This is a genomic window from Corynebacterium sp. ACRPZ, from assembly GCF_022346205.1.
Lineage (GTDB): Bacteria > Actinomycetota > Actinomycetes > Mycobacteriales > Mycobacteriaceae > Corynebacterium > Corynebacterium lehmanniae.
Genome location: NZ_JAKRMR010000001.1, coordinates 1 through 25,890 on the forward strand (window position 1 = coordinate 1; position 25,890 = coordinate 25,890).

Annotated in this window: 27 protein-coding genes; 13 read left to right on the forward strand and 14 right to left on the reverse strand. The window is 66.5% G+C overall.

From position 1 onward, the window contains the following. Positions 1-375: 375 nt before the first annotated feature. Together MHX64_RS00005 and MHX64_RS00010 are read right to left on the reverse strand one after the other, a co-directional pair. Positions 376-1,029: a DUF3239 domain-containing protein gene (locus MHX64_RS00005; protein WP_370642050.1), complete on the reverse strand. Its 654-nt coding sequence runs from the start codon at positions 1,027-1,029 to the stop codon at positions 376-378. 11 nt (positions 1,030-1,040) lie between these two features. Next, positions 1,041-2,681, reverse strand: coding sequence for a DNA repair helicase XPB (locus MHX64_RS00010; protein ID WP_239355707.1), 1,641 nt, complete (start codon positions 2,679-2,681; stop codon positions 1,041-1,043). Between the two features lie 45 nt (positions 2,682-2,726). Between MHX64_RS00010 and MHX64_RS00015 the strand changes: the two genes are divergently transcribed. Further along, the gene (locus MHX64_RS00015; protein WP_181890024.1) at positions 2,727-2,981 is read left to right on the forward strand and encodes a type II toxin-antitoxin system ParD family antitoxin; all 255 of its coding nucleotides are present in this window, start codon (positions 2,727-2,729) and stop codon (positions 2,979-2,981) included. Beyond that, the gene (locus MHX64_RS00020) at positions 2,965-3,258 is read left to right on the forward strand and encodes a type II toxin-antitoxin system RelE/ParE family toxin (RefSeq protein ID WP_181890025.1); all 294 of its coding nucleotides are present in this window, start codon (positions 2,965-2,967) and stop codon (positions 3,256-3,258) included. Before MHX64_RS00015 ends, MHX64_RS00020 begins: the two co-directional genes overlap by 17 nt. On the opposite strand, the gene MHX64_RS00025 is transcribed toward MHX64_RS00020, so the two are convergent. The 4 genes from MHX64_RS00025 to MHX64_RS00040 are packed head-to-tail and all read right to left on the reverse strand — an operon-like array spanning position 3,255 to position 6,083. Then, on the reverse strand, positions 3,255-4,457 hold the full coding sequence (locus tag MHX64_RS00025) for an ABC transporter permease (RefSeq protein ID WP_181890026.1): 1,203 nt from the start codon (positions 4,455-4,457) through the stop codon (positions 3,255-3,257). The two genes, MHX64_RS00020 and MHX64_RS00025, sit on opposite strands and share 4 nt — an antisense overlap. Next, on the reverse strand, positions 4,457-5,335 hold the full coding sequence (locus tag MHX64_RS00030; protein WP_239355706.1) for an ATP-binding cassette domain-containing protein: 879 nt from the start codon (positions 5,333-5,335) through the stop codon (positions 4,457-4,459). Before MHX64_RS00030 ends, MHX64_RS00025 begins: the two co-directional genes overlap by 1 nt. Next, positions 5,332-5,829 carry a hypothetical protein gene (locus MHX64_RS00035; protein WP_239355705.1) on the reverse strand — a complete coding sequence of 166 codons (498 nt, stop codon included), beginning with the start codon at positions 5,827-5,829 and terminating at the stop codon, positions 5,332-5,334. Before MHX64_RS00035 ends, MHX64_RS00030 begins: the two co-directional genes overlap by 4 nt. Then, positions 5,826-6,083, reverse strand: a complete 258-nt coding sequence (locus tag MHX64_RS00040) for a helix-turn-helix transcriptional regulator (protein ID WP_239355704.1) — start codon at positions 6,081-6,083, stop codon at positions 5,826-5,828. The genes MHX64_RS00035 and MHX64_RS00040 overlap by 4 nt, the downstream gene beginning before the upstream one ends. 84 nt (positions 6,084-6,167) lie before the next feature. On the opposite strand from MHX64_RS00040, the gene MHX64_RS00045 reads away from it, so the two are divergent. Then, complete coding sequence (locus MHX64_RS00045; RefSeq protein ID WP_239355703.1) at positions 6,168-8,984, forward strand: FAD-binding and (Fe-S)-binding domain-containing protein; 2,817 nt, start codon at positions 6,168-6,170, stop codon at positions 8,982-8,984. Here MHX64_RS00045 and MHX64_RS00050 read toward each other — a convergent pair. Further along, positions 8,981-11,029 (reverse strand): helicase-associated domain-containing protein, encoded by a 2,049-nt coding sequence (locus tag MHX64_RS00050; RefSeq protein WP_239355702.1) that lies wholly within the window; start codon positions 11,027-11,029, stop codon positions 8,981-8,983. The two genes, MHX64_RS00045 and MHX64_RS00050, sit on opposite strands and share 4 nt — an antisense overlap. Before the next feature lie 53 nt (positions 11,030-11,082). Here MHX64_RS00050 and MHX64_RS00055 point away from each other — a divergent pair, with 53 nt between their 5' ends. Next, positions 11,083-11,277, forward strand: a complete 195-nt coding sequence (locus MHX64_RS00055; RefSeq protein ID WP_034999421.1) for a hypothetical protein — start codon at positions 11,083-11,085, stop codon at positions 11,275-11,277. 275 nt (positions 11,278-11,552) lie between these two features. Here the strand turns inward: MHX64_RS00055 and MHX64_RS00060 are convergent, their stop codons facing one another. Further along, positions 11,553-12,266: a resuscitation-promoting factor Rpf1 domain-containing protein gene (locus MHX64_RS00060; RefSeq protein WP_239355701.1), complete on the reverse strand. Its 714-nt coding sequence runs from the start codon at positions 12,264-12,266 to the stop codon at positions 11,553-11,555. A 252-nt stretch (positions 12,267-12,518) separates the two neighbouring features. Between MHX64_RS00060 and MHX64_RS00065 the strand changes: the two genes are divergently transcribed. Beyond that, positions 12,519-12,902 carry a cold-shock protein gene (locus MHX64_RS00065; RefSeq protein WP_181890031.1) on the forward strand — a complete coding sequence of 128 codons (384 nt, stop codon included), beginning with the start codon at positions 12,519-12,521 and terminating at the stop codon, positions 12,900-12,902. Here the strand turns inward: MHX64_RS00065 and MHX64_RS00070 are convergent. Then, positions 12,899-13,402, reverse strand: a complete 504-nt coding sequence (locus MHX64_RS00070; protein ID WP_239355700.1) for a DUF2771 family protein — start codon at positions 13,400-13,402, stop codon at positions 12,899-12,901. The two genes, MHX64_RS00065 and MHX64_RS00070, sit on opposite strands and share 4 nt — an antisense overlap. An 11-nt stretch (positions 13,403-13,413) precedes the next feature. Continuing rightward, on the reverse strand, positions 13,414-14,208 hold the full coding sequence (locus tag MHX64_RS00075; RefSeq protein WP_239355699.1) for a glutaminyl-peptide cyclotransferase: 795 nt from the start codon (positions 14,206-14,208) through the stop codon (positions 13,414-13,416). A 39-nt stretch (positions 14,209-14,247) separates the two neighbouring features. Here MHX64_RS00075 and MHX64_RS00080 point away from each other — a divergent pair, with 39 nt between their 5' ends. From MHX64_RS00080 to MHX64_RS00090, 3 genes are read left to right on the forward strand one after another with little or no spacing between them, the layout of a single operon-like run. After that, positions 14,248-14,928 (forward strand): DUF3027 domain-containing protein, encoded by a 681-nt coding sequence (locus tag MHX64_RS00080; protein ID WP_239355698.1) that lies wholly within the window; start codon positions 14,248-14,250, stop codon positions 14,926-14,928. 58 nt (positions 14,929-14,986) lie between these two features. Then, positions 14,987-16,456 carry an NCS2 family permease gene (locus MHX64_RS00085; protein WP_239355697.1) on the forward strand — a complete coding sequence of 490 codons (1,470 nt, stop codon included), beginning with the start codon at positions 14,987-14,989 and terminating at the stop codon, positions 16,454-16,456. After that, positions 16,457-17,257 carry an RNA methyltransferase gene (locus MHX64_RS00090; protein ID WP_239355696.1) on the forward strand — a complete coding sequence of 267 codons (801 nt, stop codon included), beginning with the start codon at positions 16,457-16,459 and terminating at the stop codon, positions 17,255-17,257. Here MHX64_RS00090 and MHX64_RS00095 read toward each other — a convergent pair. Together MHX64_RS00095 and sepH are read right to left on the reverse strand one after the other, a co-directional pair. Further along, positions 17,254-18,099: a hypothetical protein gene (locus tag MHX64_RS00095; RefSeq protein WP_239355695.1), complete on the reverse strand. Its 846-nt coding sequence runs from the start codon at positions 18,097-18,099 to the stop codon at positions 17,254-17,256. The genes MHX64_RS00090 and MHX64_RS00095 overlap by 4 nt on opposite strands. 18 nt (positions 18,100-18,117) lie before the next feature. Next, entirely contained in the window at positions 18,118-19,128 is a 1,011-nt protein-coding gene (gene sepH, locus MHX64_RS00100; protein WP_239406307.1) for a septation protein SepH, read from the reverse strand. Positions 19,129-19,336: 208 nt separating this feature from the next. Between sepH and MHX64_RS00105 the strand changes: the two genes are divergently transcribed. The 5 genes from MHX64_RS00105 to MHX64_RS00125 all read left to right on the forward strand — a co-directional run bounded on the left by MHX64_RS00105 (position 19,337) and on the right by MHX64_RS00125 (position 24,214). After that, positions 19,337-20,632, forward strand: coding sequence for a citrate synthase (locus MHX64_RS00105; RefSeq protein ID WP_239355693.1), 1,296 nt, complete (start codon positions 19,337-19,339; stop codon positions 20,630-20,632). Positions 20,633-20,817: 185 nt separating this feature from the next. Beyond that, entirely contained in the window at positions 20,818-21,177 is a 360-nt protein-coding gene (gene fkpA, locus MHX64_RS00110) for an FKBP-type peptidyl-prolyl cis-trans isomerase FkpA (RefSeq protein WP_181890170.1), read from the forward strand. Positions 21,178-21,186: 9 nt separating this feature from the next. Then, positions 21,187-22,014 (forward strand): aldo/keto reductase, encoded by an 828-nt coding sequence (locus MHX64_RS00115; RefSeq protein ID WP_239355692.1) that lies wholly within the window; start codon positions 21,187-21,189, stop codon positions 22,012-22,014. A 208-nt stretch (positions 22,015-22,222) separates the two neighbouring features. Next, positions 22,223-22,561, forward strand: a complete 339-nt coding sequence (locus MHX64_RS00120) for a DUF485 domain-containing protein (RefSeq protein ID WP_181890168.1) — start codon at positions 22,223-22,225, stop codon at positions 22,559-22,561. A 3-nt stretch (positions 22,562-22,564) separates the two neighbouring features. Then, positions 22,565-24,214, forward strand: a complete 1,650-nt coding sequence (locus MHX64_RS00125; protein WP_239355691.1) for a cation acetate symporter — start codon at positions 22,565-22,567, stop codon at positions 24,212-24,214. 60 nt (positions 24,215-24,274) lie between these two features. On the opposite strand, the gene MHX64_RS00130 is transcribed toward MHX64_RS00125, so the two are convergent. Together MHX64_RS00130 and MHX64_RS00135 are read right to left on the reverse strand one after the other, a co-directional pair. Next, on the reverse strand, positions 24,275-25,108 hold the full coding sequence (locus MHX64_RS00130) for a DUF1906 domain-containing protein (protein WP_239355690.1): 834 nt from the start codon (positions 25,106-25,108) through the stop codon (positions 24,275-24,277). Between the two features lie 16 nt (positions 25,109-25,124). Further along, positions 25,125-25,823, reverse strand: coding sequence for a hemolysin III family protein (locus tag MHX64_RS00135; protein ID WP_239355689.1), 699 nt, complete (start codon positions 25,821-25,823; stop codon positions 25,125-25,127). Positions 25,824-25,890: the final 67 nt, after the last annotated feature.

Here is a 25,890-nt window from a genome sequence, read left to right on the forward strand (position 1 = left end):
ACCGACCGGACTACCCAAAGAGGTCACCATCATCCGCACAACCACCAAAACCCGCCCACAATCACCCACACTTACCGTCGCCTGAACCAGAAACTGTTCACAACCACTTGACACAAAGCGACCACCACCTGCGCCATGCGCCGAACAGCACAAACACAGCCGGGCTGGACGACTCTTACAAAGCGCACCCGCGCGTTCGGGAGAAACGACGAGATTGGGACACACACCAACTCCGCATTGCGGACGACAGCATCGACACCGACAATTGGTGCCGGCCAACGAAGTCCCGCAGGCGGGGTTTTGCGAAAGAAGCCCGCGACTGATCCGATGCGGGAGCTGTCGCCGGTGGTAGGGCGAGTGCTTCGCTCGAGAACGTTAGAGCTCCACCAGCGAGTTCTTGGACCGATCGACGAACTCGGACTTCTTGCGGGCGCGCTCGAGCGTGGACCACTGGTCCTGGGGGATCGACTTCCTAGCGGAGGCGACCACTGCCTCGTCGGGCGTACCCCAGGCGATGGGCATTGGGGTGATGGTCTGCCAGTGCTGTTGGTCGCGAGCCGAGCGTTGCGCGCCCACGGCTGCGACCGGCACCTTTGTGCCGACCTTGTCGGAGGTGTTGGGGAGCGGCTGCATCACTCGGGAGGTGATGGCCCAACGCGGCGGCAGGGCAGGATCCACGTTGAGGTTCACCAGCGCGGTTAGGGTCACCGTCGTGCCGGCGCGCTCGGTGATGATGGCGGGGGCGAGGGGGTTGGAGTCGTAGATCTCCTGGGTCTTGCCCACGCTGCGGGGGATCAGGAGCGCCACCACCAGCATCAAAATGCCGAACAGCACCGCGCCGAAGCTGCCGAGCCAGTGCCAGGGCGAGGACGGGTCCACCAGGAACCACACGGCAACGCCGACGATCAGGGAGATGACAAAGATCGCGATGCCGGATGCGACGAGGCTGCGGGTGTCGCGCACCATTTCGTTGTGCTGCTTCGCAAACTCCTCGTCGACGTCGAACTTGAATACCTTCATGCCACTCATGGCATACAAGTCTAAAGGTCGGCGGCGTCGACCAACCGGTACGCGTAGCCCTGCTCGGCGAGGAAGCGTTGGCGGTGCATGGCGTACTCGGAGTCTAGGGTGTCGCGGGCGACGACGGTGTAGAACACCGCTTCGGCGCCGTCGGCCTTCGGGCGCAGCAACCGCCCCAGGCGCTGCGCTTCTTCTTGCCGGGAGCCGAAGGTGCCGGAGACCTGGATAGCCACGGCGGCTTCGGGCAGGTCGATGGAGAAGTTGGCCACCTTGGACACCACCAGGGTGGAGATTTCCCCGTCGCGGAAGGCTTGGAAGGCCTCTTCGCGCTTTTTGGTGGTGGTTTTGCCGTCGACCAGGGGAGCGTCGATACGCGATGCGATCTCCTCTAACTGCTCCACGTACGCGCCGATGATCAAAGTTTGCTGCCCCTTGTGCGTTGCAAGAAGCTTATCGACGACCTCCAGCTTGCCCGCCGAACAGGCCGCCAGACGGTAGCGCTCGCGGGTTTCGGCGGTGGCGTAGGTGAGGCGCTCCTCGTCGGTGAGTGTGGTGCGGACCTCGACGCATTCGGCGGTGGCGATGTGGCCGGCCATCTCGAGTTCTTTCCATGGGGCGTCGTAACGCTTTGGCCCGATGAGGGAGAAGACGTCGTCTTCGCGGCCGTCCTCGCGTACGAGGGTCGCCGTGAGCCCCAGGCGGCGGCGGGACTGGAGGTCGGCGGCCATGCGGAAGACGGGGGCGGGGAGGAGGTGGACCTCGTCGTAGATGATCAGGCCCCAGTCGCGGGAGTCGAAAAGTTCGAGCGCGCGGTATTCGCTCTTGGTCTTGCGGGTGACCACCTGGTAGGTGGCGATGGTGACGGGGCGGATTTCCTTCTTCTCGCCGGAGTACTCGCCGATCTCCTCGGGCGTGAGGGTGGTGCGGCGCAGCAGCTCGTCGCGCCACTGACGGCCAGCGACGGTGTTGGTGACCAGGATCAACGTGGTGGTCTGCGCCTGCGCCATCGATGCGGCGCCGACGATGGTTTTGCCGGCGCCGCAGGGCAGCACCACCACGCCGGAGCCGCCCTCCCAGAAGGATTCGGCGGCGTACTGCTGGTAGTCGCGCAGCTCCCAGCCGTCGTGGTTCAACGCGATCGGGTGGGACTCGCCGTCGACGTAGCCGGCCAGGTCCTCCACCGGCCAGCCGAGCTTGGTCAGCTCCTGCTTGATCTGGCCCCGGGCGGAGGGGTGGACGGGGGCGGTGGTGTCGTCGATAGGCTTCGCTATGAGCGGCTGGATTTTCTTGCTGCGGGTGACCTCGGTGAGGATCGCGGGGTCGTCCGCCTCTAGGATCAGCCCGTGGGCGGGGTGTTTGACCAGCTTGAGGCGGCCGTAGCGGGCCATGGTTTCGGCGATGTCGACGAGCAGCGCCTGCGGCACCGGGAAGCGGGAGTAGCGCTCGAGCACGTCCACGGCCTGCTCGGCGTCGAAGCCGGCGGCGCGGGCGTTCCACAGCGCCAGGGGTGTGATGCGGTAGGTGTGGATGTGCTCGGGCGCGCGCTCGAGCTCCGCGAACGGGGCGAGCGCGGCGCGGGCCTTGGGCGCGTCCGGGTGCGCGACTTCGAGCAGGACGGTCTTGTCCGATTGGACGATCAGGGGGCCGTCGCCGAGAGCCATGCGATCTACTCCTTCGTGTTAGTAGGACTTGGTAGTCTACGGTGCATGGCTGCGAAAAACACATCCGTTGTACTCGGCGAACGCTACGACAAATTCATTGCAGAGCTGCTTCACGACGGCCGCTACGCCTCCGCCAGCGAAGTCCTGCGCGAGGGCCTGCGGCTGGTGGAGGAGCGAGAGAGGAAATTCGCTCTTCTTAACGCCGCGCTTGAAAAGGGGGAAAACAGCGAAGTCGTCCAGGACTTTGACCCGGGAGCGTTTATAGAGCGAATGAAGAACGAGCATGAAATATCGGCTTAGGCGCCAGGCAGAGGTCGATCTCGAAGAAATTTGGTCCTACACGGCCACACGATGGGGGCTGGATCAAGCTGAACGATATGTTGGCGGGATTCTCCAGATGCTGGACTTCATCAGCGAAAATCCACGGCTCGGGCGATGGGCGGACGAAGTGCGCCCTGGCTACCGGAAGAAAGCGATAGGAAGCCACATCATCTTCTACCGTGAACAGGACGCTGCGATCGATGTGGTCCGTGTGCTTCACCAAAGTATGGATCTAGTGATGCACATCGACCCCTAGCCCCTGCGCAGCAGCTGCGACCACTTGGTCACGCTGCCGTTGTTCAGGATCGTGCGCTTGTAGATGCGGGCGGCGGCCCACACGGCCAGCGCCGTCGCCAAGGCCGCGAGGACAAACGAGCCGGCCAGCTGCAGCGCGGTGAAGTCTCCGGCCGCGTACGACAGCGGCGCGGCGAAGATGGAAAACGGCGGGATCCAGCTCATCACCTGCATCCACGTGGCGTCGGTGTTCATCCAGCCGAAGCCGGGGATATAGGCGGAAGCCATGATGAGCAGCAGGATCGGCATCTGGGTGGACTGCAGGTCCTCGGTGCGCTGCACCATCGCGCCGGCCGCGGCGTAGAGGGCGCCGAAGAACAGCATGGCCAGAAGCCACGCGATCAGCAGGACGGGGAGGACGGACCAGTCGAACGCGATGTCGTCCACGAGCCCGGAAACCTTCAGCCCAACGCCGCCGACGATCAGCAGCACGGCGGTGGCGAGGAAGCCCAGCACGAGCGTGCCCAGCAGCTTGCCCGCCAGGAAATCCAGCGGGCGCACGGAGGCCAGCACGAGCTCAACCACGCGGGAGGACTTCTCCTCGGTCACGCGGCTTCCCACCTGGGCGGCGAAGGTGATCACGGTGAAGATCACCACCATCAGCGCCACGAACGTGGTGAGCAGGCGGAGCAGTTGCTGCTCGAAGTCTTCGCCGCTGGCCTCGTCCACGTCCACCGGCACGATGTCGATGCTGCGGGACGCCGCCTCGTAATCCGCGGGCGAAATGCCCAGCGTGTTCAACGTTTCGGCGCGGGTGTAGCTGTCGGCGAGCGCCTCCATCCCCTCCATGAGGCCCGCCGACGGGGTGCCGTCCGAGATCACTTCCCACTGGTCGCCCTCGGCCACTAGCGCGGCCTTGACGTCGCCGTCGCGCACCAACTGCACTGCGTCGTCGCGGCTCGCAGTTTCGCGGGCGTCGTACCCGGCGCCGTCGAGCAGTTGCTTATCGACGCCTACGGTCGCCACCGCAGTCTTTGCATCGCCGCCGTCAGCGTCGTCCTTGCTCTTCTGCCAAGAGGCGAAGCCGATGAAGCCGACCATGGCGAGCAGCAGGATGACGAAGGTGATGACCACGCCCTTTTTCAGCAGCAGAATCTGAATCTCGCGCGCCGCGGTAGTGGTGATCGTGTGCATGGGGGAGTAGGCGTTTTGGGTAGCCATTACTGCACAACCTCCTTGAACAGGTCGGCCAGGTCGGGCACGACCCGGGTGAACTCGTGGACGGGGCCTGCGGCCATGGCGGCCTGCAGGATGCGCTGGTCGTCCTGGACGCTCGGGGCTTCGAGGATGACGTGGGTGGCGGAGTCGTCGATAAGCGAAATGCCCTCCGGGATCCAGCCGCGGGCCTGCGTGCCCACCTTGAAGCGGATGGGGCCGTGGGCGCGCAGCTCGTCGACGGTGCCCTCGGCGACCATGCGGCCGCGGGTGACGATGCCGATGCGGTCGCACAGGCGCTGCACCAGATCCAGCTGGTGGGAGGAGAAGATGACGGGCACGCCTGCACGGGCGCGGTCGGTGAGCATCGTGCTCATGACGTCCACGGCGACGGGGTCGAGGCCGGAAAACGGCTCGTCCAGGATGAGGATGTCGGGGTCGTGGATGAGGCTCGCGGCGAGCTGGACGCGCTGCTGGTTGCCCAGGGAGAGGTCGTCGAGCTTGTCGCCCACGCGCTCGCCCAGGCCGAGTTCCTCGAGCAGCTCGGTGCCGCGCTTTTTGGCGGTGTTGCCGTCGACACCGTGCAGCTTGGCCAAAAAGACCAGCTGCTCCAGGATCTTCTCCTTGCCGTACAGGCCGCGCTCCTCGGGCATGTAGCCGATGCGGCGGCGGGTGTCGTCGTCAAGCGGGCGCCCGTCCAGGAGCACCTCGCCCGAGTCGGCGGCGAGCACGCCGAGGGCGATGCGCATCGTGGTGGACTTGCCGGCGCCGTTGGAGCCGACGAAGCCGTACATCTCGCCGTCGTGGACGGTAAAACTCATGCCGTCGAGGGCTTGGACGTCGCCAAAGCGCTTGTTCAGGTCGCAAATTTCGATTGTGGTCACTTGTCCTCCTCCTTGCGGTTAAAGGTAATGGCGTAGCCGACCATGGGCAGTGAAGTGGCGATGAGCAGCGTTGCAAGCATGAAGTAGCCAGCGGCGATGAGGCCGAGCTTGAACTCGTCGCCAAGGAACAGGCCCGCAGCAAGGAACCCGAAACCGCCGACACCGACCAGCGTGGAAAACAACGTGAGGGAGCGCTTGCGCCATGTCGCAAGTACAACCCGTTCGTACTCGTCCAGGTGTTCTTCGGGCGCGGTGTCTTTCATCTCGTTGGCAGAACGAATCAACGTCCACGCGCACATGCTCACTGCAATGCTCACGAGACACAACCCATTCGGCCACCAGTTGAATCCGAATGCGATCTGATACGCCATGCAAGAAAAGGAAATCACCAGGCCGGCGAAGAACAGGACGATCAGCCTGCGGGTGTCGCGGGGGTTGCGGAACCGTGCGGCTTTGAGCGGGTCTTGCTTGCGAATGGTGTCGATGCGGCTCATTTGGTGTACAGCTCCTTCGACATTGGGGCGAACTCGGTACGGGAAAACACGGCCTCCACGGGCAGCCCGAAGACCTCGCAGATGCGGAAGGCTAGATCCAGGCTGGGGGAGTGGTCTCCGCGCTCGAGTGCACCGACGGTTTGCGGGTTGACGTTGATCAGTTCTGCGAGCTGGATCCGTGTCATGTCGCGCTCGGTGCGGAGTACACGAACCCGGTTATATATCGGGTCCTTCGGTAGCTTCTTCGGCGACATGCAATGAAGTGTTGTATAAACCCAACGATTTGTCAACGGTTGTGAAATGCATTCTGCGAATTCACAGGGGGCTAGCATGGATTCATGACCACAACCATTTCCTCCCCCGCAGAGCATCTGTCCCGCGAACTCGGTTCCGACCAGGCGCTTTCCACCCGCCCGATCGACCGGATCAAGTACGCCCACGACGCGTCGCACTTCCTCTACACCCCGGACGTGGTGGTGGAGACCCGCTCCGCCCACGACGTGGCGGCCGCTTTCCGCGCCTCGGCGGCATCCGGTGCCCCGGTGGTGCTGCGCGGCGGCGGCACCTCACTGTCCGGCCAGGCCGGCGGCGCGGGCATGATGGTGGACGTGCGCAAGCACTTCCGTGGCGTGGAGGTCCTCGACGGCGGCAAGCGCGTGCGCGTCCAGCCTGGCTCCACGGTGCGCCAGGTCAACGCCCACCTCGCCCCGTACGGCCGCAAGATCGGCCCGGACCCGGCGTCCGAGGGCGCGGCGACCATGGGTGGCGTGATCGCCAACAACTCCTCCGGCATGGCCTGCGGCACGCAGTACAACACCTACAACACCATCGAATCGATGACGTTCGTGCTGCCGTCCGGCACCGTCATCAACACCGCACACGCGGATGCGGAGGCGCAGTTTGCGCGGGAGGAGGCGGAGCTCGTCGCAAAGCTTGAGCGCTTGAAGCGGCGCGTGCGCGAGAACAAGGAATCCGTGGCCACCATCGAGCGCCACTTCGCGCTGAAGAACACGATGGGCTACAGCCTCAACGCGTTCCTGGATTATGACTCGCCCTTGGACATCTTCATGCACCTGCTGGTCGCGTCCGAGGGCACGCTCGCGTTCATCGCGGAGGCCGTGCTGCGCACCATCGAGGTGCCGAAGTTGAAGACCACCACCATCGCGGTGTACCCGACACTGGACGCGGCGACGCGCTCCCTGCCGGCGCTGTTCGACTCGAAGGCCGCCACGCTGGAGCTGATGGACTCGCGCTCCATCAAGGTCGGCCGCACCTTCGACTCCGTGCCGGAGCAGATCACCGGCTTCGAGCTGTCCGGCCAGGCTGCGCTGCTCATCGAGTACCACGCCAACGAGGCCGACGAGCTGCGCGAGTACGAGACCGCCGGTGCGAAGCTGCTGGAGGGCTTCGACCTGCAGACTCCGGCCGCCTTCACCACCGACGCCGCCGAGGCCGCCAAGGCCTGGGCCTTCCGCAAGGGCCTGTACGCGCAGGTCGCCGAGGCGCGCCCGTCCGGCACGACCGCGCTGCTCGAGGACATCGCCGTGCCGGTCGGCGACTTGGCCGACACCTGCGGCGGGCTGCAGCAGCTTTTCGACGCCTACCGCTACGACGACGCCGTCATCTTCGGCCACGCCAAGGACGGCAACATCCACTTCCTGATCACCGACCGCTTCGAAGGCGACGAGAACCTGGGCCGCTACGACGGCTTCAACGAAGAGATGGTCGATCTCGTGCTCGGCGCCGGCGGCAACCTGAAGGCGGAGCACGGCACCGGCCGCGTGATGGCGCCGTACGTGCGCCGCCAATACGGCGACGAACTCTACGAGGTCATGGTGGAGCTCAAGCGCGCCGCCGACCCGCGCGGGGTGATGAACCCGGGCGTGATCATCACCGACGACGAGCGCGAACACATGAAGAACTTCAAACTAAACCCGCAGGTGGAAGACGAGATCGACTCCTGCGTGGAGTGCGGCTACTGCGAGCCGGTGTGCCCCTCGCGCGACATCACCATGACCCCGCGCCAGCGCATCGTGGTGCGCCGCGCCCGTGCGAAGGCGATCCAGGAAGGCGATACCGAGCTGGTCAAGCACATCGACGAGGCGTACCAGTACGACGGCATCGACACCTGTGCGGTGGACTCCATGTGCGTCACCGCCTGCCCGGTGAAGATCGACACCGGCAAATTCATCAAATCCCTGCGCCGCGGCCAGGCGGGCGCCGCGGAGTCCGCCGGCTGGGCGGCCGCGGCGAAGGCGTGGGGCCCGGGCAACACGCTGGCCTCAGCGGCGTTGACCGGCGCCTACTACATGCCGACCAAACTGGTGCAGAAGGTCACCGACGTCGCCCGCGCCCTGGTGGGCGAGGACACGGTGCCGCAGTACCGCCCCGAGCTGTCCAAGGGCGGGGTGAAGCGCTCCAAGGCGTTCGGCACCCGCATCGGCGCGCCGGGCGCGGAGCCGGCGGGCGTGTTCGTTCCCGCCTGCGTGAACTCCATGTTCGGGCCGCAGGGCGAGGGCGTGGGCGCCTCTGAGGCGTTCGCCACCCTGGTGGAGCGCGCCGGGCTCGCGCTGACCGTCCCGGAGGGCATTGACGGGATGTGCTGCGGGACCCCGTGGGCGTCGAAAGGCATGAGCACGGGCCACGACATCATGCAGCGCCGGGTCAACGACCAGCTCATCGCCGCCACCGACGGCGGGCGCCTGCCGGTGGTCGTGGACGCGTCCAGCTGCACGCACGGCTTCCGCGACATGGCCGAGGGCATCGGCATCACCGTCATCGACGCCATCGAGTTCGTCGAGGACCAGGTGCTCGAGCGCCTCGAGGTGAAGCAGAAGGTGGACTCTGTGACGTTGCACCCGACGTGTTCGGCGACGCACCTTGGGATCGTCGATACGCTGGAGCGCGTCGCCGGTGCCGCGGCCGAAGATGTGCGCGTGCCCGCCGAGTGGAACTGCTGCGGTTACGCGGGCGACCGCGGCATGCTGCACCCGGAGCTGACCCACGCGGCGACGAAGCGCGAAGCGGCGCAGGCGGCCGAGCTGGGGTCGGCGACGCATGCGTCGTCCAACCGCACCTGCGAGCTGGGGCTGACGGCCGCGACCGGCAAGGATTACGAGCACATTCTGGAGATCCTGGAGCGCGTCAGCCGCTAGGCCAGCACCACTTTGGTGATGCGCGGCAGCGCGATGCGCACCACGCGATCGGCGGCCTCGTCGAGTGCGTCGACCTGCCCCGCGGACACGCTGAGCGGCAGGACGGTGAGGGTGCGGCCGCGCCCTTGCTTATCGACGAAACCGACGGCCACATGCCGCCTCGCCCTTGCCGCCGCCCGCAGCGTCTCAAAGATGTTGCCGGCCCCGGTGTCCGTGTCGGAGCCGGCGTCGGCGCGCAGCTTGGCCACGATCGCTTCGACCTGCTCCTCGGCCGCCTTCGAGGCGCGCGGCAGGGTGGACGGGGTGGCTGCGACCAGCGCCGGTTCGGGCGCCATGTTCAGCGTCGCGCCGGTACCGTCCTCCGCGGTGGGCTGCATCCCGGCAGCGCGCAGCTGCGACATGAGTTTGGTCAACGGCTGGTCCGACACCGCGACGGTGGGCGCGAGGACGCGTAAGTCGCAGCGCTCGGCGGCGGTGGCGATCAGCGCCGGGTCCGCGGAACGGATGTAGCTCAGCGCGCTGCCTGCGCGGATGGCGCCGTGGGTGCGGGCGGTGTCGTCGATAAGAAATGCGATCGCCTGCGGCACCTCGCCCATGACGTGCCGGCCCAGCCAGGCGTGGACCTCCTCGGCGGTAAGGCCGCCGTCGAGGCCGCGGCGCACCGACGCCTCCGTGACCCGCCACACGCTGGCCAGCCCCGGCGACTCGAGCTCGGCGATGCGCTCCAAAAACGACGCCATGTCCGGCTCGAGCGGACCCGGGGCCAGCATGGTCATGTCGCCCTGAGCAATCAGCGTGTCCACGGACGCGGGCACGAGCGCCTTGGCCGCGGCGGCGACGTCTTCGCCGTCCAGCAACGCCAGCAGGGGAGAGGACTGCGCCGGCTGCGAGGTGCCTGCGAGGGCGCCGACGAACTGGGCCTCGTCCACCACAGCCTGGATGAGCTGCGGGGAGAACCCGCTCGCCTCCAGCGGGGCGTGGAACAGCAGCTGGTCGACGTTGCCCGCGTGGCGCAGGATGGTTGTGCGGGCGTGGCGCACCGCGGGCGCGTGCATGTCCGTGGACAAAAGCTTTGCGACGGTGTCAGAGCGCCACGGGGAAGCGGCCCAGCCGACCATGAGGATCGCCCACTGGTCCGACAGCGTGGCGTCGATCCAGGTCAGCGCGTCGCGGGTAGCGGCGAGCACGTCCTCGTCGTCGACGTTGCCGCGCCCGATAAGGCCCGCCGCCTCGCCGATGGTGATCAATAGCCTCGGGTCGAAGCCGAGTTCCTTTTCCAGGTTCGCCGCGGCGCGCACGCCGACAGTGCCGTCCTTGTTCAGCGTGACCGGGCGGTCCATGAGCGCCATGACCAGCTGGCGCATTTGGCGCACGGCGTCCAAGCCCGCCGAGGTCGCGGCCTCGTCCACCGCGGACTGGTCCACCTCGTCCACTGCGGGCGGTGCCAGGGGGAACTCCCGCGGAGTGATCCCGCGCATCGCGTCGCGCACCGGCCGTGGCAGCCGAACAGTGTTCGCGTCCACCCGCACCAGCAGGCCCGCCGCAAGCAGCTTCGCCACCGGCGCTGAAGGGTCCGCGTCCGGCCCCGCCGCCGAGGTCGTGCCCACCCCACCCGAGGAGGCCAGGGTTTCCAGCACCTTGCGCTCGCGGGCGGGCAGCGCGTCCAACGCCTCGGCCGCGCCCTCCGGCAGGGTGTCGGTCACGCGCCAGCCAGGGGGCAGGGCGGTGAGCGTGCCGGGGGAGATTCGCAGCGCCTCTACCGGCCCGAAGACGAGGGCGAGCTCGCGCAGGTGCGCCACGTCGCCGAGCTCGCCCGCGTCCACCGGGTCGAGCTCCGCGCCGGCGTCGGCGAGCCGCTCCAGCACCGCCAAGTCGGCGGCAGTGAGCTGGCGCAACGCCCGCGACGCGGAGCCGGGCAGGCCTAGGCGCGTGGCCAACGACCCAGCCGAGGGAGGGGTGGGGAAGAAGGCATCCGGCCGGGTGCGGATGAGCAGGCGGAGCTGATCGTCGCTAAGCGACTGCAAGATTTCGGGGAAGGTAGACATTGCGGGGGTGAGTTTACGTGCGTTTTCTTGCCCGGCGTGAAAGAATGAGGGGCATGGCTAAAGATGTAGAGAAGATCGGTCGCGCGAACCCGGCGTGGCCCACGCACACCCCTGGTAACGGCCACCCGGTCACCGAGATTTCCTCCAAGCTCACCGGCGCCGCGAGCCCGTTCGGCGACGAGCTGATCCTGCCGCTCAAGGCGGAGGAGACCGGCTACGTCCACCCGACCACGCGCATCAACCGCTAGCTTTCGCTTAGCGACGTACCAAAGGTGGCCCCCGTGGCGGGGCCACCTTTTTCGTGTGTTTGGGGTCTGGTGTCTCCGTGCTGATCGTCTAGCAGCAGCGACGGACTGCTAGACGATCCGGCCCTAATTGGCAATGAAGTGCAATACGACCTGGGGAAACGTACCGCGCGGATCGTGATCGTATAGCAGGTTTGCCCTCCGTGCTAGACGGTCTGGCTGGGGCAAAAAGAAAACCCGCCCGGAGGCGGGGTTTCAATGTGTCAGTGCTTTAGCGCTTAGCGCGGCAGGTAGGCCTGCTGCAGGGAAGCCAGGGTGTCGTTGACCTGGTTGCTGAAGTTGGCGCCGACGAGCTGGGCGACCTTGGCGTAGTCGCCGGCCAGGGCGGCGTCCACCAGCGGCTGGTTGGCTGCGTAGAACGCGTTGTAGTCGTTGCGGTTCGCGGCGTAGTTGTCCTGGACGGAAGCCGGGACCTGGAAGCCGAGGCCGTTGATGGCGTCGCGCAGCTTCGCGTACAGCTCATCGGTCTCGGTGCGGTTGGAGGGGGTCTGCGCGGCCGGTGCCGGAGCAGCCGGTGCGGGGGCCGGTGCCGGCTTCGGGGCCGGAGCAGCCTGCGCGTCGCGGTTGGTCGGCGCGGAGTTCAGGCCGTAGCGCGCGGAGCAGGCCGGCCATGCGCCCCAACCCTGCTGTGCCAGGGTGCGCTCAGCGACGATGATCTGCTGCTCGCGGGTGGCCTGGTCTGCGGTCGGTGCGAACTCGCCGCCGCCGTACGCCTGCCAGGTGCCGTAGGAGAACTGCAGGCCACCGTAGTAGCCGTTGCCGGTGTTGATTGCCCAGTTGCCGCCGGACTCGCACTGTGCGAGCTTGTCCCAGTCGGAATCCGGTGCTGCGGTTGCCTGCGGGGCGACGATGCCTGCCAGTGCTGCAACTGCTGCGGTACCTGCCAGAGCCTTCTTGCCCGTGGAGGTGGTCTTCTTGGAGTGGCGTCCCATGATTCGTTTCCTCTCGTCGTTGACCGCCAATTCTCGGGACAGCCTAACCATTTGTAACGATTGTGTCACGCAACCGGCACGAAATGGTGCGTATGTGACTGTGGCGCTCCACGTTTGTGCAGGTCGTGCGCTGCGGATCGAATTTTGGTGTTCTGGGCCACAGTCGCGGTTTTCGGGGCGGAGGTGTAGGGTAAAGCCTTTATTTTGGCCTGCAATGGGCGGGCCATGTACCGGAACCTGAAGGAGGATGCCATGCCTATTGGAAAGGTGAAGTGGTACGACACCGAGAAGGGCTTCGGCTTCGCGTCCAACCCGGGCGACGACGACGTCTTCATCGGCAAGTCCGTGCTTCCCGATGGCGTGGACGAACTGGTCGCAGGCCAGCGCATCGAGTTTGATTTCGCCGCCGGCCGCCGCGGCCCGCAGGCGCTGCGCGTGAAGGTGCTCGATGAGCCGAAACGCCGCCCTGTGCACCGTCGCAAGCCGGAGGAGCTGGGCAGCATGCTGGCCGATGTGATGACCCTGATTGAAACGCAGGTCCAGCCCGCGCTGACCAACGGTCGCTACCCGGACCGCAAGGAGGGCCGCCAGGTGGCGGAGATCCTGCGGGCGGTGGCCAGGGAGCTGGACGCTTAGTCGAAGCCGACAGACCACGTGGCGATGACGGGAGTTTCTTCCCCGTCATCGCCTTTTTCAATGTCCAGGGTGGTGATCTCGGCGACGACGAGCTTCGCACCGGACTCGGTGACCGCCGGGGCGGTTTCCTCGCCGGACTCGCCGGAGGTGAACACGCGCTCGGTGTTGGCGGCCGGGTCGTCGTAGATGAGCAGCAGGCGCCAGCTGTTGCGCTCGATCTCGCCGGGCACGGTGATGGTCACGTCCCCCTGGTCCGGCAGACGCACGCTCGGCGGCTCGCCGCCTGGGCACTCCACGTCCAGCTCGCACACTGTATATACGGGCACCTGCTCGGTCTGCCCACCGGCGGCCACGGCGACCTCGAGGTCGCCCACCGGGGTGCCCGGCTTGTTCTGCTGGTAGCTCATAAAGGCGTAGACCGCCCCCACCAGCACCACCACGCCAACTAGGGCGATGGCCAGGACTTTCCACTGCTGAGTTGCTGCGCGTTTGCGTGACATGGCGCAAGATCCTACTTGGCGGCGCTCTCGGGCTTAAACGTCACGCGGTACATGTCCGGCCAGCGCTTGCCGGTGAGGTAGAACTCGTCGGTGCCGGGGATGCGGGCGATGCCGTTGAGCACGTGGTTCGGGTCCGGATCGGCGTTGTTTTCCAACCCGGAGGCGTCGATGATGGCGGTGACCTTCCCCGAGTCAGCGTCGATGCGCAGGATGTTGGTGGTGGTGAAGACGTTGGCGTAGACCTCGTCGCCCACGCACTCGAGCTCGTTGAGGCCCTCCACCGGTTGGCCGTCCATGGTGACGGTGAAGCGCTCGCGCTCCTCGAAGGTTTCCGGGTCCATGCGGCGTAGCTCGGCTGTGCCGTCGGAGAAGATCAGCTCGTCCTCGTCGGCGCGGGAGCACAGGCCCCACCCCTCGCCGGCGTAATTCGCCCGCCCGGTCTCTTCCAACGTCGTGGCATCCCGCTTGATCGCGGTGCCGTGAAGCCAGGTCAGTTGCCACACCGTGCCGTCGTGAAGCGTGATGCCCTCGCCGAAGAACTCCGGGTCCAAATCGGTCGACTGCAACTTGTCGCCCCCGGGGGTGCGCGTGTACAGGCGGGATTCGCCCTCCTGGCCGGTGCCGACGTAGATGGTGCCGTCCTCGGCGACCTCCAGGCCCTGGGTGAAGCTGGTGTCGTCGAACGGCAGGCGCTCCTCGACGTGCGCGGTGAGGCGCTGCGTGTCCGGCCCCGCGGTCTCTGGGGAGGAACAGCCCGACAAGACAGCGAGCGCGGAGCAGACGGCGGCAAGCGTGAATCGACCCATGGCAACCATCCTGCACCACGTGGGCAATAATGGGGAACCGTGTCACGATCCAACAACCGATCCCGCAACCCCCGAAAGCGCAGCCCCCTGCTGTCTACCGACGCAGTCGCCACTGCGCGGGAGGCGCTGGCCGAAATCGCCGACGGGGAAATCGGCGAGCACATCGGCGTGACCGGGCTGGGCCGCAACGTGGCCACCCACCGCTTCGCCGCCGACGTGCCCGGCTACGCAGGCTGGGAGTGGAACGCCGTGGTGGCCTGCGCCGACGGCGCAAACTGGGTCACCGTCAACGAGGTCGCGCTCGTGCCGTCGCAAGGCGCGCTGGAGGCGCCGGACTGGGTGCCGTACTCCGAGCGGCTGCGCCCCGGCGACCTCGGCCCCGGCGACATCATGGAGCTTTCGCCTGACGACGACCGCGTCACCGACGACTCCTTTTCCCGCGACGCCGTCACGTTCACCGGCCGTGACACCAAGCGCTACCTCACCACAACCGGCCTGGAGGACGCGAAGAAGCGCTGGCGCACCGGCGAGTTCGGCCCCAACAGCGAGTTCGCCGAAAAGGCCGCGCTGTCGTGCCGCTCCTGCGCCTTCTACATCCCGCTGGACCAGCCGGTGGGCGAGAACTTCGGCATCTGCGCCAACGAGTACTCCGCGGACGGGCACGTGGTGGCCTCCTCCTACGGTTGCGGGGCGCACTCGGACACCACCGTGGGGGAATAATCGTTGGTGAGCCCCAACGATTGGTCTTTTCGCAGGCAGGGTGCGACACTAATGCAACGTGAGTACCACCACCCGAGCAAAACTGCATAAGGACCAGCCGCAGCCGCGCGGCGCGCTGGATGCCTTCTTCCATATCAGCGAGCGCGGATCCACGGTCGGCACCGAGGTGCGCGCCGGGGTAGTGACCTTTTTCGCGATGGCCTACATCGTGCTGCTCAACCCTCTGATCATCGGTACCAGTCCGGACCGCGAAGGCGTGGTCCTAGGCATCCCGCAGGTCGCCGCCGCCACGGCGCTCGCCGCCGGCGTGATGAGCATCCTGTTCGGCGTGATTGCCAAGTACCCGTTCGGCATCGCCACCGGCCTGGGCATCAACACCCTGGTCGCGGTGACCATGGTGGGGCAGCAGGGCCTGACCTGGCCCGAGGCCATGGGGTTGGTGGTCATCGACGGCATCATCATCGTGCTGCTGGCCGTCTCCGGCTTCCGCACCGCCGTGTTCAACGCCATCCCGGACTCCATGAAGGTGGCCATGAGCGTGGGCATCGGCATGTTCATCGCCACCATCGGGCTTGTGGACGCCGGCTTTGTCCGCCGCATCCCCGACGCCGCCATGACCACCGTGCCGGTGCAGCTGGGCACCGGCGGCTCGATTGCGTCCTGGCCCACGTTCGTGTTCATCATCGGCCTGTTCGTCTGCGGATTCATGGTCGCGCGCAACATCCGCGGCGGGTTGTTCATCGGCATCTTGCTCACCACCGTCATCGCCATGGTGGTCGAGGCGCTGACTGGCACCGGCTCCTCTGCGGACAACCCGGAGGGGTGGGGCATGGCGGTGCCAGGCCTGCCGGACAGCTTCGGCGGCATCCCGGACCTGTCCATCGTGGGCAACGTGGACCTGTTCGGCGCCTTTGTGAACCTCGGCGTGATCTCCGCGTCGCTGCTCGTGTTCACCCTCGTGCTGGCCAACTTCTTCGACGCCATGGGCACCATGACCGCACTCGGCCGCCAGACCGGGCTTACCGACGAACACGCCATGCTGCCGGACATGAAGCGCGCCCTGGTCGTCGAAGGCTTCGGCGCGGTGGTCGGCGGCGCGACCTCGGCATCGTCGAATACCGTGTTCGTCGATTCCTCCGCCGGTATCGCGGACGGCGCGCGCACCGGCCTGGCCAACGTGGTCACCGGCGTTCTGTTCCTCGCCGCGATGTTTTTCACCCCGCTCTACGAGATCGTGCCCATCGAGGCCGCAGCCCCCGTGCTCGTGGTCGTCGGTGCGCTGATGATGATGCAGGTCGGGCAGATTGAGTGGTCCGAGTTCACTATCGCCCTGCCGGCGTTTCTGACCATCGTGACCATGCCGCTGACCTACTCCATCGCCAACGGCATCGGCGTCGGCTTCATCTCCTTTACCCTGATGAGCCTGTTCGCCGGGAAGGCGAAGGAGATCCACTGGATCATGTGGCTCATCTCCGCCCTGTTCGTGGTGTACTTCGCCCAGGGCCCGATCATGGCGGCGCTGAGCTAAATGCTTGTGCCTATCGACGACCCGTCGGACCCCCGCCTCGACGACATCCGCGACCTGAAGCATTCGGACAAGGAAAAAGGGCTCGTCTTCGCCGAGGGGCCGCTCGTGGCCGGCCGCTTGGTGGAATCCCGCTTCCCGGTGCGTGCCGTGTTCGGCTTCGGCGGGCGGCTGGAATCCTTCATGGCCGATTACGGCGACGAGCTCGAGCGCCGCGGCGTGCCGGTCTACCAGATCACCCGCGCCATCATGGGTGAGGTCGCCGGCTACGACATGCACCGCGGGCTGCTGGTCTCCGCCAACAAACCGGAGCCTCTGCGCGTGGCGGAGGTCATCGACGGCGCACGCACCCTGGTGATCCTCGAGGGCGTGGGCGACCACGAAAACATCGGGTCGATCTTCCGCAACGCCGCCGGCATGGGCGTCGACGGCGTGCTCTTCGGCGCCGCCACCGCCGACCCGCTGTACCGGCGGGCCGTGCGCGTGTCCATGGGGCACGTGCTGCGCACCCCGTTCGCGCACCTCGACGGCACGCCGACGACGTGGCAGCGCTCGTTGGATGAGCTGCGCGAGGCCGGCTGGTGGCTCGTCTCGCTCACCCCGGCCGACGACGCCGTCGAGCTCAAAGACGCGATCCAGGGCCACGACAAGGTGGCGTTCCTGGTCGGCGGGGAGGGGCCGGGCCTGACCCCGCACGCGATGCGCGCCACCGACGTGCGCGCCAAGATCCCCATGGCGCCGGGCACGGACTCGCTCAACGTGGCGACGTCCGCCGCGATCGCGTTTTACGAGCGCAACCGCTAGCGGTCGAAGTGGCGGATGCGCTCCGCGAGCGCCCTCCACAGCTCGGCCGCCCGCGCGCGCAGGCCCCGGCCGACGCGTTTGGCGGCGGCCACGGAGGCGTCGGCAAGCTCGGCGAACTCGTCGCCGCGCTGGTCGTCGGGTGCGTCCTCGTAGTCGTCGTACGCCTTCGACTTCTCCGCGAACTTCGCGGCCACCGCGTCCACTGACTTCACAGCGGGCGCCTTCTTTTCCTTGATCTTCGGCTCGGGGCGGCCGTCCACCGCGTAGCCGACGACGTTGATGTCGGGGCCGTCCTCGCCGATGTCCACGCCCAGCCAGTGGCGCTCAGCCGACAGGGCCAGGTCGCGCGGCTCAAACGGCAGCGAGATGCCGCCGGCCGCCTCGGCGCGCTCGCCGGCCCAGTAGGGCGCCTCGAACGGCTCGGGCAGGCCCAGGTCCTCGATGACCTGGGTGCGGGTGGCGCTGAAGCTGCGCACCACGGTCTCGCCGGTGAAATGCGCGAACCCGCCGTAGTCGCTGTCCGTGCCGGTGGCGATGACAAAAACGTCAGAGGCGGGAAGGGCCGAAAGCCACGGGGTGGTGGAGGACAGGGCCGAGCAATCGTCGACAAGCATCCGCACCACAGAAACCCCGGGAAAGCCCGCGATGTAGAACTCGTCGCGGCCCGGCACCGAGGAGCGGTTCAGCGGGAACGAGCCGATCGGGGTGATCGGCCACGCCGGGTTGACCTGGGAAAGCAGCTTACGGCCGAACCCGCGGTCGGCCTTCGGCTCGCGCTCGAGCACGCCGGCCGGATCGGCGGTGTTGACAAACCAAAGCGTAAGAACCGCTGGGAAACTCATGCACACATCCTAATGCGCTCAGCGCTTCGGGCGCTTGGTGTTCGTGCGGACCCCCAGCAGCACGTCCTCCCAGTGCGGGGTGACAGCCTTGCGGCGGCGCTTCTTCGGCTGCTCGTCCTCGTCCGGGTGGCGCAGGAAGTCGCCCTCGAGCACATCGTCTCGCGTATCGACGACCTCCGGGTTGCCCTCCACCGGCAACTCCGTGACATCTGCCTCGGGCTCGGCGGTGGGGCTGGTCGGGTCGTACACGTCGAAGTCGGCGGCCTCATCCGCGCGCACCGCGGACAGCGAGCGCACCGGCTGCGCGAAATCCGGGTCCGTCAGGTCCGCGGCCATGGCGTTGCGCGCCTCCGCCTGGGCGGCGGAGCCCATGGAACGCTTGAAGGTCCACAGCGCCTCGTTCTCCGTCAGCCCTGCCTTCCAGGTGACGTGGACGACCCAGCTGTCACCCTGCTCGCGGGTGGCGTCCCACTCCGCGTCGCTGATCGAGTGTCCGCGGGCCGCAAACGCGGTGGCCAGGATCTCGAACAGGGTTTGCTTCGCCGGGCCGTCCTCGCGCACCGGGTGGGACTGCTTCGCAGCCTCCGCGACCTGGGCGCGCTCAAGCAGCACCGGGTGGGCGTACACATCCAGGCGGCTTTCGGCCACGCCCATCTCCTCGGCCAGCTCGGTGGCGGTGGCGCCGGCGCGCAGGCGCGCCTGGATCTCGTTCGGGCGCATGGACAGGGGAGTGGCGTAGAGCGGGTCCGGCTCCGGCAGGGAGCGCTCCACCGGTGCCGGCTCGGGCGCGGCGGGTTCCTCTACGTCGGCGGCCTCGGTCCCGGGTGCATCGGCGGTGTCCTCCAGTGGGGCCGGCCCGTTGTCGTCGGGGGGGGTGGCGGGGGCAGTGACGGAATCGGTGACGGGGGCGCCGTCGAGAAGCGAGGGCTCAAGCTCGGTGCGCGCCAACTGGTAGCGCATCCCGTTATCGTCGCGGAGGACGAAAAACGTCTCCGTCGACTCTTCTTCCAAGAAGTGCAGCTCGCGCATACGTCACCTTTCCGCCGGGCAGATACGCGACCAGCTTAACGGACAGGTTCGCGCCACCGGGCGTACCCGCCGGTTGTCTGTGGTGTGTCCAGGCAGTTGCCATTGTTGTCAGACGCGTCACAAACTTTGATACAGTGCCTTACGTAAAAACAGGTTGCCGGGAGGTATCCCAAAGACAGCCGAGAAAACTACCTGGAAGGGGAAATCAGTGGCTACTGAGAACAAGGACAAGGCCGTACTCCACTACCCGGGCGGCGAGTATGAGATGGACATCATGCGCGCCACCGAAGGCAACGACGGCGTCGTGCTGGGCAAGCTTCTCGGCGAGACTGGCCTGGTCACCTTCGACCCCGGCTACGTCTCCACCGGCTCCACCGAGTCCAAGATCACCTACATCGACGGCGACGAAGGCATCCTGCGCTACCGCGGCTACGACATCGCCGACCTCGCGGAAAACGCCACCTTCAACGAGGTGTCCTACCTGCTGATCAACGGCGAGCTGCCCACCACCGACGAGCTGGAGAACTTCAACTCCGAGCTGCGCCACCACACCCTGCTGGACGAGGACTTCAAGGCCGCGTTCAACATCTTCCCGCGCAACGCCCACCCGATGGCCGTGCTCGCCTCCTCGGTGAACATTCTCTCCGCCTACTACCAGGACCAGCTCGACCCGCTGGACGAGGAGCAGCTGGACAAGGCGACCGTGCGCCTGATGGCCAAGGTGCCGATGCTGGCCGCCTACGCCTACCGCGCATCCCGTGGCAAGCCGTACATGTACCCGGACAACTCCCTGAACCCGCGCGAAAACTTCATGCGCATGATGTTCGGCTACCCGACCGAGGACTACCACGTCGACCCGGTGCTGACCAAGGCCCTGGACAAGCTGCTCATCCTGCACGCGGACCACGAGCAGAACTGCTCCACCTCCACCGTGCGCATGATCGCCTCCGCCCAGGCCAACATGTTCGTCTCCATCGCCGGCGGCATCAACGCCCTGGCCGGCCCGCTGCACGGCGGCGCAAACCAGGCCGTGCTGGAGATGCTCGAGGACATCAAGAACAACCACGACGGCGACGCCACCGACTTCATGAACCGCGTGAAGAACAAGGAAAAGGGCGTGCGCCTGATGGGCTTCGGCCACCGTGTGTACAAGAACTACGACCCGCGCGCCGCGATCGTCAAGGACACCGCGCACGAGGTGCTCGAGCACCTCGGCGGCGACGAGCTGCTGGACCTGGCCATGAAGCTCGAGGAGATCGCGCTCAATGACGAGTACTTCATCCAGCGCAAGCTCTACCCGAACGTGGACTTCTACACCGGCTTGATCTACCGCGCCATGGGCTTCCCGACGGACTTCTTCACCGTCCTGTTCGCCATCGGCCGCCTGCCGGGCTGGATCGCCCAGTACCGCGAGCAGCTCGAGATGAACACGAAGATCAACCGCCCGCGCCAGATCTACACCGGCTACCAGCAGCGCGACTTCGTGCCGCGCGACCAGCGCTAGTTTCAGGCGCTAGTTTCGGGCACTAGGCCAACCTCTAGGCCAACCGGAGGGCGTCGATAAGCTGCATGCTTCGGCGCTTCACCGCCGAGAACTGCTCTTCCCTTATACTTTCGGGAGGAAGTTCTCGGCGGTTTTGTATTGGGCCGCACAACTTGCCCACGTAATTTGCAAGGAGTTTCAACGTTATGGAGAAGCCGTTCATCGACAAGCCGGAGGGCCCGGCGCCTGCAGACCTCGTCATTGAGGACATCACTGTCGGCGAGGGCGCAGAGGCCGTGGCCGGCGGTTTTGTCAAGGTCCACTACCTTGGCGTGGACTTTGAAACGGGCGAGGAGTTCGACTCCTCCTGGGACCGCGGCGAGGCCGCAGATTTCCCGCTCACCGGCCTGATCCAGGGCTGGCAGGAAGGCATCCCCGGCATGAAGGTCGGCGGCCGCCGCCAGCTGACCATCCCGCCGGAAAAGGCGTACGGCCCCGCGGGCGGCGGGCACCCGCTGTCCGGCCGCACCCTCGTGTTCATCATTGACCTGCTCGACGCCAGCTAGGAGGCTGCCATGCGCATCCCGGTCACCACACTTAACGACGGCTACGATTTCCCCCTCCTCGGCTTGGGCACGTACAAGCTGACCGGCGACGAGGTGGAGCCCATCGTGCGCACCGCCATCGAGCTCGGCTACCGCCACATCGACACCGCGGCGCTCTACGACAACGAGGTCGAGGTGGGCAAGGCCATCAACGCCGCGATCAAAGCCGGCGACGTCACGCGCGAAGAACTGTTCGTGACCACGAAGCTGTGGAACGACGACCAGGAGCGCGTGGCCGAGGCCTACCACGAGTCGCTCAAGCGCCTCGACCTGGAGTTCATCGACCTCTACCTCGTGCACTGGCCGTGGCCGCAGCACGGCACCTACGTCAAGGCCTTCGAACAGATCGCGGAACTGCAGGGCATGGGCCGGCTGCAGTCCGCTGGCGTGGCCAACTTCTACCCGGAGGTGCTCGACGAGATCATCGCGGCCACCGGCATCACCCCGGTGCTCAACCAGGTGGAGCTGCACGCCGGGTTCACCCAGCCCGAGCTGCGCGCCTACCACGACGAGCACGACATCGTGACCGAGGCGTGGGCGCCGCTCGCGCGCGGCGGCAACTTCGACGACCCGGCCATTCAGGCAGTGGCCGACAAGCACGGAGCCACCCCGGCGCAGGTCTCGCTGGCCTACCTGATGCAGCTCGGCTGCTCGGTGGTGCCGAAGACCGCCAACCCAAAGCGCCTGGAGGAAAACCTCGGCGCGGTGGGCATCACGCTGGATAGCGAGGATGTCGCCGCCCTTGATGGGGTCGCAGGCGAGCGCCTCTCGGGCGACCCGCTGACTTTCCCGGGGTAGGGGATTTATGAAGAACCGCCCGGCCGCGTTTATTGCGACCGGGCGGTTTTGCATTGCTGCGATTTTTCCTGGGAGAAAAATTAAAGCGATTTACGGAACAACCAACATGTGACTGTGTGGTAGGTTACATTCACATTGTTGAGTCGGAGATCACATACTGCCGGCGCGGCAAAGACCTAATTCCCGTGCACTAGAAAGGATCGAGGCCATGGCCGGTTCCACCGCTGTCCCGCAACGCCGCGAGCCAACTCCTGACGAGTTCGTGGCCATGCAGCAAAGCCCCGAATTCCAGGACCTGCGAGGCACGTTCCGCGGATTCACCTTCCCGGTGATGATCGCGGCGTTCCTCTGGTACGTCTTCTACGTCGTCTTCGCCACCTTCGCCCCCGACGTGATGGCCAAGGATTTCCTGGGTCTCAACGTCGGGCTCTGGCTCGGCTTGGCGCAATTCTTCACCACGTTTTTGATCACTTGGATCTACGTGAAGTGGGCGAACAAGAACATTGAGCCGCGCGCGGCTCACATCCGCGAAGAGATGGAGGGCTAAACCATGCAGACCCACCTGCTCGCAGCCGAAACCGGGCAAGAAACCGGGAACCCGCTGCTCAACATCGCCATCTTCGGCGCCTTCATCGTGGTCACGCTCTACATCGTGACCCGCGCCAGCAAGACCACAAGCGAATCCGCGGACTTCTACACCGGCGGTGCGTCGTTTAGTGGCACGCAAAATGGCCTCGCCATCGCCGGCGACTACCTGTCCGCCGCATCCTTCCTCGGCATCGTCGGTTCAATCGCGCTCAACGGCTACGACGGCTTTTTGTACTCCATCGGCTTCTTCGTGGCGTGGCTGGTAGCGCTGCTGCTCGTGGCCGAGCCACTGCGTAACGTCGGCCGCTTCACCATGGCGGACGTGCTGTCGTTCCGCCTGCGCCAGAAGCCGGTGCGCGTCGCCGCGGCGTTCGGCACCCTGTTTGTGTCGCTGTTCTACCTGATCGCCCAGATGGCCGGCGCCGGTTCGCTGGTGTCGGTGCTGCTGAACCTGCACTCCTTTACCGCGCAGGCGATCTGCGTGGGCATCGTCGGCGTGATCATGATCATCTACGTCCTCGTTGGCGGCATGAAGGGCACCACCTACGTGCAGATGATCAAGGCCGTGCTGCTCATCGCCGGCGTGCTGATCATGTCGGTTCTGGCGTTCATTATGGCTAAGGGCGGCCTGACCGCCGTGTTCGATCAGGCCATCGACACCCACTCTGCCTCCAGCTACATCGCGGAGAAGGGCTACCAGGCCGAGGATATTATGAAGCCGGGCCTGAAATACGGCAAGACCACCACCACCAAGCTGGACTTCGTCTCCCTTGGCCTGTCGCTGGTGCTCGGCACCGCGGGTCTGCCGCACGTGCTGATGCGCTTCTACACCGTGCCCACCGCCAAGGAGGCGCGTAAGTCCGTGACCTGGGCGATCGTGCTCATCGGTTCCTTCTACCTGCTCACTCTGATCCTGGGTTACGCTGCAGCCGCCTTCGTCGGTCCGGACCGCATCCTCGCCGCCCCCGGCGGCGCGAACTCGGCGGCCCCGCTGCTCGCATTCGAGCTCGGCGGCTCCATCTTCATGGCGCTGATCTCCGCGGTCGCCTTCGCGACGGTCCTTGCGGTGGTCGCCGGCCTGGCCATCACCGCCTCCGCCTCCATCGCCCACGACGTCTACGACGCAGTGCTTCGCGACGGCCAGGCCACCGAAGAAGAGCAGGTCCGCGTCTCCCGCATCACCGTGGTGATCCTGGGTATCGTCGCCATCGTCCTGGGCATCCTGGCGATGCAGCAGAACGTGGCCTTCCTGGTCTCCCTGGCGTTCGCCATCGCGGCGTCCGCGAACCTGCCGACCATCCTGTACTCCCTGTACTGGAAGCGCTTCAACACCACCGGCGCGGTGGCGTCGATCTACACCGGCCTGATCTCCGCGCTGGTGCTGATCGCCCTGTCGCCGGCGGTCTCCGGGAGCCCGACCGCGATGTTCCCCAACGCCGACTGGTCCATCTTCCCGCTGACCAGCCCGGGCCTGGTGTCCATCCCGCTCGGCTTCCTCGCCGGCATCGTCGGCACCTACCTGGGCAAGCCGGACAACTTCGACGAGCTGCAGGCGGAGATGGAGGTCCGCTCCCTGACCGGCGTCGGCGTCGAAGCTCCCGTCGACCACTAGAGCGCCGCTTGAGTTGGCAATAGAAAATGGCCCGGTTTGTCCGGGCCATTTTTTGTTGCGCTACCTTCTGAACAGCGACGACGAGAGCTGGCTGCTGCCTTGGAGCAGGTTGGACCAGTCGTCCGGCGTCATGTTTGTCAGCGTGGAGGCCTGCCCCGGGGTCCACTGGCCCCAGTCGGAGGTGTAGACGTTGTTGATGTCCACCTGAATCCCCTGGATAGTTGCTTGCTGCCCGCGCGCCTGGTGCAGGTTCGCGCGCGGGTGGATCTTGCCCTGGGAACCCCAGTCGTGCTGCCAGAAGTAGGAGCCGATGCCGTCTTCCAGGCACCAGGCGATGGTGTAGTAGTTGCCGTACACGCCGAGCTGGTAGCCGGCCGCGTTGAACGCGGTGCCCATGGCCTTCAGGTACGGGTTGATCTGGTTGTTGAACTGGTCGAGGGTGGGGTTGTCGTCGATGGCCACGTAGATCGGGCGGCCTTGCGGGCCGCCGGCGGCGGTGTGCAGCGCCATCGCCTTCGGCGCGTGGGCGGCGGCACCGAGCGCGCCGCGCTTCCAGTCGGCGGTCTCGGCGCGGCCGAACTGGTACACCGAGGCGACGGCGAGGCCGTTGGCCTTGTAGTCGCGGGTCTCGCCGATGGTCACCGGCTTGCCGCGCATCCACTCGGCGCCGGGGCGGCGGTCGGAGACGTAGCGCACCGCGCCCATGTGGCCCGCGGCTTTCACAGCGCTTGCCGACGGCACGCCAGCCGAATAGTCCACCACCGTGCCAAGCACCCGGCGCTGCTGCGCCTGGGCGGCGGGGGAGAGGGCAGCTGAGGCGCTGCCGGCGAGCGCGGCGGTGGCGGCTGCTGCACCGGCGGACTTGAGGAATGTGCGGCGATTGAAGGTAGTCACATGCGCCACTCTAGTCTCAGTGGCCCACAACCACCATCCAAATGGCGACGAGGTGGCACACGGCGGCGACGACGGTCGCGGTGTGGAAGTGCTCGTGGTAGCCGTAGTAGCGCGCAGAGCGCCCCGGCCACTTGAAGCCGTACACCAGTGCGCCGAGCGTGTAGACCACGCCGCCGGCGAACAGTAGCCACACCACCGCGGGGCCGGCCGAGCTCCACAGTGTTGGCAAAAGCGGCACGATGATCCAGCCCAGCCCCACGTAGACCACCACGTCGAGCCACCGCGGGTGGTTGATCCACACCAGGTTGAGCACAGCCCCGCCGATGCCTCCCGCCCACGCCACCGCCAGCATGATCGCGGCGGTGTGCGGCTCGAAGACGATCAGGCACAGCGGGGTGTAGGTGGCGGCGATGAACACGGAGATGGTGGCGTGGTCGGCTCGGCGCCACCACATCACCGCCCCGGGCGAGCGCCGCGGCCACCGGTGGTACATCGCGGAGACGGCGAACAGCAGCACCACGCCGGCGCCGTAGATGGTCACGCCGAGGGCCTGTGGCCACGGCAGGGTCATCCAGCCGAACGTGATCAGCACGGCCGAGGAGATGGCCGACAGGGCGGCGGCGACGAGGTGGAACCAGCCGCGCACGGCTGGCCGGTCGCCGCGGTCCGCGACCACATACGTGCGCTGGACTTGGCCGGTTTTCAGGGCAGTCATGGGCGCCTCGCAGGGTAGGGGGCTTTTCGCTCAAACCCTACCGGACCGTAGGTTGCGGCGGAAGTGC